Below are 10204 nucleotides of genomic sequence, written 5' to 3' on the forward strand. Positions count from 1 at the left end.
CTTAAGCGGTCAGGGTCGGCGCATTATAGCGGGCCCCATGGCACGGAGAGCAACCGCCCCGCCGCCGTTCATGCCGGTTCGGTGAGCCAGGTCCCCAGAATCAGGCCGCGCTGGCGCAGGCCGGCGAGCAAATCGGCGCCGAACCCGCGCACCGCGTCGGGATCCGGGTGCGCCATTTCCTCGGCCAGCAGAGCCAGCACCCGCTCGCCGCTCAGCGACGGATGGGCGGCGATCAGCGCCAGCAGGCGCGCGGTCACCGCGTTGATTTCCATGAACGCCACGCGCTCCTCCGCGTCCCGGTAGACCAGCAGCCAGACCGGCTCTTCCGGGGGCGCTTGCGGCCGGTAATCCGGGCCGATGCGGTGCACCGGCCACTGGTAGCGCAACGTCACGTGCAGCGGCGACAAACAGGGCACGCCGCGCAGCAGGTCGCCATCGGGCCGGATCTGGCCGGTGGGCCGGGTTTCGCGGCTGGTCTCCAGCACGACTTCCATCCACTCGTAGTGGGCCAGTTCCGCCAGGAACGGCGGGTCGGCCTCGCCGGGCGCGTATTCATCGGCCAGGAAGCCCACGAATTCCTCCGGAATATCCAGGAAGTACGGCGAGGCGCAGGCGTGGCCGTCGAAGAAAGCGCGCACCAGGCGCCGCCAGTCCGTTTCGGCGTACAGCGCCCGCAGTACCGGGAACCCCTTCTCCAGAAATCCGTTGATGTTGTTGAAGAACAGATTGCGGTAGATGGCGAGACGGCGCTCCTCGATGCCCTCCGGGGCGGCGTGGCGCTCCGGGTCGCGCAGGTGAGCCGCGAAGCGCCGCTGGATGCGTTGGAATTCCGGTTCCATCAGGCGCTCCGCATGGCCGCCGCCGGGCCGCCGTGCCGTTGCTGGGTGTCGCCGATGCGGCGCAGCTCGTCACACAGGGTGTCGAACGGCGGGAAGTTGAAGTCCCGCTCCAGCAAGGTAGGCAGGACGCCGAAGCGCTCATAGGCCACCTCCAGAAGACGCCACACCGGATCGATCACCGGGGCGCCGTGAGTGTCCACCTTGAGGTCCTCGGCTTCGTCGAAATGGCCGGCCACGTGCACGTAGAAAATCCGTTCGCCGGGCAGGCCGCGAATGAAATCGGCGGCGTCGTAGCCGTGGTTGATGCCGTTCACGTAGGCATTGTTCACGTCCAGCAGCAGGCCGCAGTCGGCCTCCTCCAGCACCGCGCGCACGAACGCCAGCTCGCTCAGGGCGGCGCTTTCCCGCACCGGCGGCGTGGCGTAATAACTGACATGCTCGATGGCGATGCGCTGGCCGAGAAAATCCTGCACCCGGCGAATGCGGTCCGCCACGTAGTGCACCGCTTCCTCGGTGAACGGAATCGGCATCAGATCATAGAGATGGGCGTGATCGCCGCAGTAACTGAGATGTTCGGTATAGGCCCGGATTCGATGCTCGGCGAGAAACGTCTTGATGTCGCCCAGCAACTCGAAATCCAGGGGCTCCGGCCCGCCCAGGGACAGGCTCAGGCCATGGGTGACGAAGGGAAAGCGTTCGGTGAGCGCGCGGAAGTCACGGCCCAGCCGGCCGCCCATGGGAATCCAGTTCTCCGGCGCCACTTCCAGAAAATCCACCGGCGGGGCCGGGGCGTTGGACAGCGGGCCCATCAAGGCCCGCCGCAACCCCAGACCGGTACCGGTCACGGGGAAAGCCGTCATCATTCGGCTCCGTGGTCAGCCCTGGCCGCCGCAGCTGCCTTCGGAGGACTTGTCGCCACCGCAGCTGCCCTCGGTGGACTTATCGGAGGATTTCTCGCCACAGGACCCTTCACCGCATTTGCCTTCGGCGTCCTTGCCGTGGTTATCGGCGAGCTGGTAGCCACTGGCCAGGTCGGTGGCGCCGAACGGATTCTCGGCGGCCTGCACGGCCGGCACGGACATGGCCGAGGCGACCACGGCGGCGCCCAGGGTGGCGGCGAAAGGATTCAGTTTGGTTTGCTTAGCCATGATGGATCTCCTGAAAAACGGTAGTGCTTACGGATGTATGAACATTATTGTGTCGCGCGGCCCGTTATCGGCGCCGCGTCACCCATGGATGCACGAATCAAGTAAAGGTTACGTGGAGATCGCCAAAAAAAGACGGCTCGCCGGCCGGGGCGGTCGCCGGGTTATTTCAACCGGTCGACCACCACGCTGCCGATGGAATAGCCGGCGCCGAAGGAACAGATCACGCCCTTGGTGCCCGCCGGCAGATCCGCGTTGTGCTTGTGAAACGCGATGATGGAGCCCGCGGAGCTGGTGTTGGCGTAGTCGTCCAGGATCACCGGCGCCTCCTCGCGGCTGGCCTCGCGGCCCAGCACACGCCGGGAGATGAATTCGTTCATGTTCAGGTTGGCCTGGTGCAGCCACATGCGCTTGACCTGCGCCACCGGCACTTCCAGGTCACTGAGGTGGGAGGTGATCTGCTCGGCCACCATCGGGCAGACTTCCTTGAACACGCGGCGGCCTTCCTGGCGGAACAGCTTGTCGCGGGCGCCCACGCCTTCCGGGGCGGCGCGGTTGAGGAAACCGAAATTATTGCGGATGTTGTTGGAGAATCGGGTCTGCAGCCGGGTGCCCAGCACTTCCCACTGATTGTCGCTGGTGGCGTCCTCGGCCCGTTCCAGGATCACCGCGGTGCTCACGTCGCCGAAGATGAAGTGGCAGTCGCGGTCTTCCCAGGCCAGGTGGCCGGAGCAGATTTCCGGATTGACCATCAGCACGCGGCGGGCGGAGCCGTTGCGGATGGCATCGACGCCGGCCTGGATGCCGAAGGTGGCGCTGGAGCAGGCCACGTTCATGTCGTAGCCCCAGCCGTGCCCCATGCCCAGGGCTTCCTGCACTTCCACCGCCATGGCCGGGTACGGGCGCTGCATGTTGGAGCAGGCCACCAGCACCGCGTCCAGATCGTCGGCGGTGAGGCCGGCGTTGTCCAAGGCCTGGCGGGCCGCCTTCACGGCGATTTCCGCCTGCACGGACAGTTCGTCGTCCCCGCGCTCGGGGATGGTCGGGCACAGCCGGTCCGGATCGAGAATGCCTTCCTTGTCGAGCACGAAGCGCTGCTTGATGCCGGAGGCCTTCTCGATGAAGGCGCTGTTGGAAGGCGTCAGGGCTTCCATTTCCCCGGCTTCGATGGCCGCCGCGTGCTGGCGGTTGTAGCGGTCCACGTACTCATTGAAGGAGGCCACCAGTTCGTCGTTGGTGATCGATTGTTCCGGCGTCCAGAGTCCGGTACCGCTGATTACTACGGAATGGGTCACAAGCCTGTCCTCGCGCAAAGGGCGTTCTGAAAAGGGAACGCCGCGACAGTAAATAAGTTAATTATCCGGATATGACAGGTCCGGCGCAAAGGGCATGACCCGGATCGCGACTGAAGTCGCTCCTACAACAGTGTCATCGCACGGCATCGTAGCCGCCGCTCAGCAAGCCTCCCACTGCTTGTTGAGCCGCTTGGCGGACACCGTCACCTTGGTACCCAGGGGCTGGGCGAACAGGCTCACCCGGTATTCCTCGATCATCCAGCGGAACAGGCGCAACGCCAGTGGCTGCCGCCAGGGCGGCGCGTCGCCGGCGCGGCGCCGGTAGCGTTCCTGAAAGTCCTCCAACTCCGCCACCAGGGCGCGATCACGACCGATCTGGCCGGCCAGCTTGTCCAGGCGCTGTTCCACCGCCGCCAGGTAGCGGGGGTATTCGCTCAGCCAGTCCGCCTCCACCGCCAGGGGGAAATCGCCGCCGAACAGGTCGGCGAGCTGGGTCTTGAGATCCCGGTGGGCGTGGGCCCAGGCGAGCGGAAAATTCTTCTCCAGGCGCCCCATCACGCCCCGGTAAACAGCGAACAACCGGCCGTATTCGCCCAGGGCCTTCTCCGCGGCGGTCACGAAGTCGCCGCGCCCGCCGTCGAAGCGCGCGCGCCAGTCCGCCTCGGCGCGCACCGGCTCGGCGTGAAATCGAAAGTGATCGGCGGCCAGGCGCAGCAGCACCCGCTCCAGGCCGTGCCGGCCCAGGTCCGTTTTGTCCGCCTTGAGCTTCTGGAAGCCCGGCTGCTGGCCGGCGAAACGCTTCAGGGCGCGCACCTGGTCGCCCAGGGCCAGCAGCGCCAGCCGCGCGCACCCGTAGCCGTGGTGCCAGGCCGCCTCCTCGGCGTCGGACCAGCGCCGCCGCGCCACCGTCTCGCCCCGGTCTTCCAGGCCCGGGTAGTAGCGCAGGCGCACGCCGCCCTGCTCCAGCTCCTCGCTCTCCGGCAAGGCGCCGAAGCACCAGTCACGCCCCTCCGGGTCCGGCTCCCGGTGGGCCGGGGCCTCGGCGGCGGCCTGCACCTGGTCGGCGAAGGCCCGGCGCAGCGCCGCCGGGTCGCGGCCCTCGCGCAGGGTGGCGCCGTCACCGTCCACCACCCGCAGATTCATGCGCAGGTAGTCGGGAATCCGTTCCACCGGCCATTCCTCCTGCTCCACCCGCACCCCGGTCATGCGCTGCAGCTCCCGGGTCATGGCCGGCAGCAGCGGCCGGTCCGGGGCCAGGGCTTCCATCAAGGCATTGACGTAGTCCGGCACCGGCACGAAATGCCGGCGGCGCGCCTTGGGCAGGCCGCGAATCAGCGCCTCCAGCTTTTCACGCAGCAGGCCCGGCACCAGCCAGTCGAGCCGCTCCTCGGGCACCTGATCCAGGGCCGCCACCGGCACCACCAGGGTCACGCCGTCGGTGTCACCGGTGGGGTCGAAGCTGTACTCAAGAGGCAGGGTCAGGCCGTCCAGATCGAGCTGGTCGGGGAAGGCGTCGTCGCGCAGGTCCGGGCTGCGCGACAGCAGGAAGTCGTCGTCCATGAGCAGCGCCTGGCGTTGCCCATCGCTGGCCTCCTTGCGGTACCAGGTCTCCAGGTGGGTGAGCGTGTACAGCCCGTCCGGCAACCGCTGGTCGTAGAACGCCACGCGGGCTTCCTCGTCCACCAGGATGTCCCGCCGGCGCAGCTTGTGCTCCATGTCCTCGAGCCGTTCCAGGCGTTCCCGGTTGGCCTTCACGAACGGCGGCTCCCGGGTCAGCTGGCCGTCCACCAGGCCCTCGCGGATCATCAGCTCCCGGGCCAGGGGCGGATCCAGCGGGCCATAGTTCACCCGCCGGCCGGACGCCAGGATCAGCCCGAACAGATTGACCTGCTCCTTGGCCATCACGCAGCCCCGTTTCTTCGACCAGTGCGGCTCGAAGTACTGGCGCTTGATCAGGTGCGCCGCTTCCTGCTCCACCCATTGCGGTTCAATGCGCGCCACGCAGCGGGCGAACAGCCGGCTGGTTTCCACCTGCTCGGCGGCCATCAGCCAGCGGGCGCCGTTCTTCTTCCCGGCCCGTTTGCTCAGCGTGGAGCCCGGCCAGATCAGCGGTTTGCGGTTGCGGGTGGAAAGCCATTCGCCCTCCTCACCGCGCTGCATCACATTGCCCAGCAGGCCGGTGAGGAGGGCCCGGTGAATGGATTCGTACTCCGCCGGCTCCCGGTTCAGCGTCCAGCCCTGGTCCCGGGCCAGCAGCAACAACTGGCGATGGGTATCGCGCCATTCACGCATGCGCGACGGCGCCAGGAAGGTTTTCTTCAGGGCCTTTTCGAACTGGTTGCGCGACAGCGCCTCCCGCTGTTCCTCCGCCCAGTGCCACAGATTCAGAAACCACAGGAAATCGCTGTCCTTGTCCTCGAACGGCTGGTGGGCCTGGTCCGCCTGCTGCTGCTTGTCCCGGGGACGCTCGCGGGGGTCCTGCACCGCCAGGGCGGCGACGATCACCAGCACCTCGCGCAGCGCCTTCTTGTCGGCGCCCCCCACCACCATGCGCGCCAGGGTCGGGTCCAGGGGGAAACGCGCCAGTTGCCGGCCCAGGGGCGTGGGCTTGCGTTTGCCGTCCAGGGCACCCAGCTCCTCCAGCAGCCGGTAACCGTCACGGATCAGCCGACCATCCGGCGGCTCCATGAACGGGAAGTCCTCCACCGCCCCCAGGCGCAGGTCCGACATTTGCAGGATCACCGCCGCCAGATTGGTGCGCTGGATTTCCGGATCGGTGAATTCCGGCCGCTGCAGAAAGTCATCCTCGTCGTAGAGACGGAAGCAGATGCCCGGCATCAGCCGGCCACTGCGGCCGGCGCGCTGATTGGCGCTGGCCTGGGCCACCGGTTCCACCGGCAGCCGCTGCACCTTGGAGTGCACGCTGTAACGGCTGATGCGGGCGGTGCCGGCGTCGATCACGTAGCGGATACCGGGCACCGTAAGGGAGGTTTCCGCCACATTGGTGCTCAGCACCACCCGCCGCCCGCGGTGGGCCGAGAACACCCGCTGCTGTTCGGCGCCGCTCAAGCGCGCGTAAAGTGGCAGCAGTTCCGTATCGCGGAAATCGCAGCGCTTGAGGTGATGGTGCACGTCGCGGATTTCCCGCTCGCCGCTCAGGAACACCAGCACGTCCCGGGCCGCCGGCGGACCGTCGCGGCGCTCGTCGCGCTGGATTTCGCGCAGCACGTCCTCCACCTGGGGGCCCAGGTCCCGGTCGCCTTCCGGCGGCCGGTAGCGGATGTCCACCGGATAGGTGCGCCCGGATACTTCGAACACCGGAGCGCCGTCGAAGTGCTCGGCGAAGCGTTCGTGGTCGATGGTCGCCGAGGTGATGATCACCTTCAGGTCCGGGCGGCGCGGCAGAAGTTGCTTGAGATAGCCGAGCAGGAAATCGATGTTGAGGCTGCGTTCGTGAGCCTCGTCGATGATCAGGGTGTCGTACTGATTGAGGAAGCGGTCGTTCTGGATCTCGCTGAGCAGCATGCCGTCGGTCATCAGCTTGATCAGGCTGTCCTCGCCCACCTGCTCGCTGAAGCGCACCTTGTAGCCCACCTTCTCACCGATCCGGGTGTGCAGCTCCTCGGCCAGCCGCGCCGCCACCGAGCGCGCCGCCAGCCGGCGCGGCTGGGTGTGGCCGATGTAGCCGTCCACGCCACGTCCCAGCTCCAGGCAGATCTTGGGCAGCTGGGTGGTCTTGCCGGAGCCGGTTTCGCCGGCCACCACCACCACCTGGTGATCGCGGATCGCCGCCGCCAGCTCCTCGCGGTGGCGCACCACCGGCAGGTCCGGCCATTGCAGCGGCGCCGCCAGCAACCCACGGCGCCGCTCCCGGGCGGCCACGGAGATGTCGATGGCGGCGGCCACCTTGTCACGACCGTGCTCGCTGAAACGCCGGCTCAGGCCATCCAGGCGTTTTTTCAGGCGCGGCCGGTCCCCGGCGCGGGCCTGGGCCAACCGTTGGTAAAGATCCTGTAATGAAGTTTCGGTCATGTAGTTAGCGGCGATTGAGCAGCCAGGCGCGGCCCTTGTCGTTAAGCACATCGCCGTCCAGGCTCAGCCAGGCGGTGGTCGGTTCCGACGGCGCCAGGTCGACGGTGAAGCGCATCAGTTCGTCGCGGCGGAAGGCGTGCACCTCCACCCGCTCGCCCTCGCTGTAACCGGCCAGCACCGTGTCCAGACCGGCGGCGTCCACCTTGATGCCGTCCACGGCGATGATCACATCGCCGGCGGACAGGCCGGCGGCCATGGCCTCGCCCTGCTCATAGGCCACCTGAATGCGCGCCCCGACCGGATCGGCGGCGACGCGCACGCCCAGGTGCACCGGCGCGTGACCGGCTGATTTGCCACCCGGTTTGCCACCATTGTCGCCGTGCCCTTCCGCCGGCCGCCAATTCAAGGTCACGCCGCGCTCGGCGAGCAGCTCTTCCAGGGGCAGGTCCTCGGTGCGGTACAGGGCCAGGTCGAAGAAATCGCCCAGATCGGTGCCGGCCACTTCCTCGGCCAACGGCCGGATGCCCTGCTCCGGCACGCCCTGGCCGGTCTGGCCGTGGCGTTGCCACAGCAACCGCATGAGATCATCCAGGCTTTTCTCGTCGTTGGTTTCCCGGCGCAGGGTGAGATCCAGGGCCAGGGCGATCAGCGCGCCCTTGGCGTAGTAGCTGACGATGGCGTTGGGCGCGTTCTCGTCCTGCTGATAAAAGCGCGTCCAGGCGTCGAAGCTGGATTCGGTGACGGTCTGCTTGAAGCGGCCCTGGCCGCGATACACCCGGGTCAGGGTCTGGCCCAGCAGTTCCAGGTAGCTTTGCGGGCTGATCAGGCCGGTGCGCGCCAGGGACAGATCGTCGTAATAGCTGGTGATGCCTTCGAAGGCCCACAACAACTCGGTGTGCACCTCGCCGCGCAGGTCGAAGGGAGTGAACGCCTCCGGCTTGATGCGCTTGACGTTCCAGGTGTGGAAATACTCGTGGCTGCACAGGCCCAGGTAGCTACGATAACCGTCGCGAACCTTGTTCGGCGCGTCGGTGCGCAGGGGCAGATCGGTGCGCGGGCTCATCAGGCTGGTGGAGTTGCGATGTTCCAGGCCGCCGTAGCCGTTGGTGACCAGGGTCATGAACACATAGCGTTTCATCGGCGCCGGTTCGCCGAACAGCTTGATGTGGTGCTCGCAGATCGGCCGCAGATCCCGACACAGACGCGCCATGTCGGCCCGATGACGACCGCTGAGCACCACCTGGTGGGGCACCCCGCAGGCCTCGAATTCGGCGTGGTCGAAATCGCCCATCTCCGCCGGATGGTCGAGCAGCGCGTCGTAGTCCTCGGCGCGGAAGCGGCCGAAGCCAAGCTCCGGCCCGCTCACCCGCTCCAGGCCGGTGGCCAGCTTCCAGGTGCCGTAGGCGGCGCCGGCCGGGGCCTCGATGTCCACTTCACAGGGCTGGTCCTCGAAACCCATGGCGGCCAGAAACACGCAGGGGCCGTTGAAATAGCCATGGGTGGTATCCAGGTGCGCGCCGCGCACCGACAGATCCCAGGCGTAGACCTGATAGTCCACCGTCACCGGTCCGTCCACCGGCGGCAGCTGCCAGGTCTGCTTGTCGATCTTGGCCACGTCCAGGGGCCGGTCGCCGGCGCGGGCTTCCAGGCTGACGATATGGCGGGCGAAATCGCGGATCATGTAGCTGCCGGGAATCCAGGCCGGCAACGTCAGGCCCTGGCCTTCCGGCGTGGGCTCGGCCACGGTCAGGGTGACCTGGAACAGATGGGCTTCCGGTCTGAGCGGACGAATCCGGTAATGAATCACACCGACTCCTTAACTGGCGACAAGAGGCCCGTCATGATACATGTTCAGCACTCTTTCAGGGGAACCCGTCAAACCATGACTTCGGATTGCTTTGTTATCGGCGCCGCCGACGGCCACACCATCGGCGTGCACGAATGGCTCGCCAGCGAACCGCTGGGCACCTTGATCTGGCTGCACGGCATGGCCGAGCACGGCGCCCGCTACCAGGCGCTCGGCGAGATCCTCGCCGAACACGGCTGGAACCTGTATTGCCCGGACCATCGCGGCCACGGTATCAGCATGGACGGCGCCGATCCGCCCGGCCATTTCGCCGATGACAATGGCTGGGACAAGGTCATGGGGGATCTGGAGCGGGTCATCGACACGGTGGCCGAGCGCCATCCCGGCCCGCTGGTGCTGGGCGGCCACAGCATGGGGTCGTTTCTGGCCCTGGCCGGCGCGGAACGTTTCGGCGACCGGCTCGACGGCGTGGTGCTGTGCGGCAGCGATTACCACGCCGGCGCCTATTACCGGTCGCTGCTGCCGGTGCTGCGCTGGCAGCAGCGCCGCCAGGGGCCGCGCGGCCAGAGCAACCTGATCGACACCCTCACCTTCCGCGCCTGGGCGCGCAGCGTGCCCGACGCGCATACCGATTTCGACTGGCTCAGCGGCGACCCGGCCCAGGTGGCCGCCTACATCGAGGACCCCAAGTGCGGCTTCCAGTGCACCAACGCCACCTGGGTGGCGCTGGTCTCGGCGCTGGCGCGCATTCAGTCCGGCAAGGGCCTGGCGGCGCTGCCGGCGAACTTGCCAGTGCTGTTGCTGGGCGGTCGCGAGGACCCCATGAGCGGCGGTGGCAAGGGCATGGATCGTCTGGAAAAGGCGCTGCGCCGGCGCGGCCTGCCCCTGGAGCGGCTCGACTGCCCCCAGGGGCGCCACGAGATTCTCAACGACTACTGCGCCCCGGAGGTCCGCCAAACACTGTTGGAGTGGCTGAACCGGCGGTTGTGACAGCGGCGCCGGATCGCGACTGAAGTCGCTCCTACCGCATCCTTTTACTGTAGATACCGTCTCTCCTATCCGGACTCAACCCCCAACGGGTTGGGT

7 protein-coding genes are annotated in these 10204 nt (G+C 67.3%); 1 reads left to right on the forward strand and 6 read right to left on the reverse strand.

The annotated features are described in order from the left end of the window. Positions 1-68: 68 nt before the first annotated feature. The 6 genes from HMJ39_RS07655 to HMJ39_RS19145 form a co-directional block, all read right to left on the reverse strand. Positions 69-839 (reverse strand): HvfC family RiPP maturation protein, encoded by a 771-nt coding sequence (locus HMJ39_RS07655; protein WP_306801214.1) that lies wholly within the window; start codon positions 837-839, stop codon positions 69-71. Then, positions 839-1699, reverse strand: a complete 861-nt coding sequence (locus tag HMJ39_RS07660) for an HvfB family MNIO-type RiPP peptide maturase (protein ID WP_194296826.1) — start codon at positions 1697-1699, stop codon at positions 839-841. The genes HMJ39_RS07655 and HMJ39_RS07660 overlap by 1 nt, the downstream gene beginning before the upstream one ends. A gap of 15 nt (positions 1700-1714) precedes the next feature. After that, complete coding sequence (locus HMJ39_RS07665; RefSeq protein WP_161386195.1) at positions 1715-1987, reverse strand: HvfA family oxazolone/thioamide-modified RiPP metallophore; 273 nt, start codon at positions 1985-1987, stop codon at positions 1715-1717. A gap of 161 nt (positions 1988-2148) precedes the next feature. After that, the gene (locus HMJ39_RS07670; RefSeq protein WP_194296827.1) at positions 2149-3279 is read right to left on the reverse strand and encodes a beta-ketoacyl-ACP synthase III; all 1131 of its coding nucleotides are present in this window, start codon (positions 3277-3279) and stop codon (positions 2149-2151) included. A 159-nt stretch (positions 3280-3438) separates the two neighbouring features. Continuing rightward, on the reverse strand, positions 3439-7311 hold the full coding sequence (hrpA, locus tag HMJ39_RS07675) for an ATP-dependent RNA helicase HrpA (protein WP_194296828.1): 3873 nt from the start codon (positions 7309-7311) through the stop codon (positions 3439-3441). A gap of 4 nt (positions 7312-7315) precedes the next feature. After that, positions 7316-9118 carry a M61 family metallopeptidase gene (locus HMJ39_RS19145; protein ID WP_194296829.1) on the reverse strand — a complete coding sequence of 601 codons (1803 nt, stop codon included), beginning with the start codon at positions 9116-9118 and terminating at the stop codon, positions 7316-7318. A gap of 75 nt (positions 9119-9193) precedes the next feature. Between HMJ39_RS19145 and HMJ39_RS07685 the strand changes: the two genes are divergently transcribed. Next, positions 9194-10108 carry an alpha/beta fold hydrolase gene (locus tag HMJ39_RS07685; protein ID WP_194296830.1) on the forward strand — a complete coding sequence of 305 codons (915 nt, stop codon included), beginning with the start codon at positions 9194-9196 and terminating at the stop codon, positions 10106-10108. The last annotated feature ends 96 nt before the right edge of the window (positions 10109-10204 follow it).

The organism is Alloalcanivorax profundimaris (assembly GCF_015265435.1).
Lineage (GTDB): Bacteria > Pseudomonadota > Gammaproteobacteria > Pseudomonadales > Alcanivoracaceae > Alloalcanivorax > Alloalcanivorax profundimaris.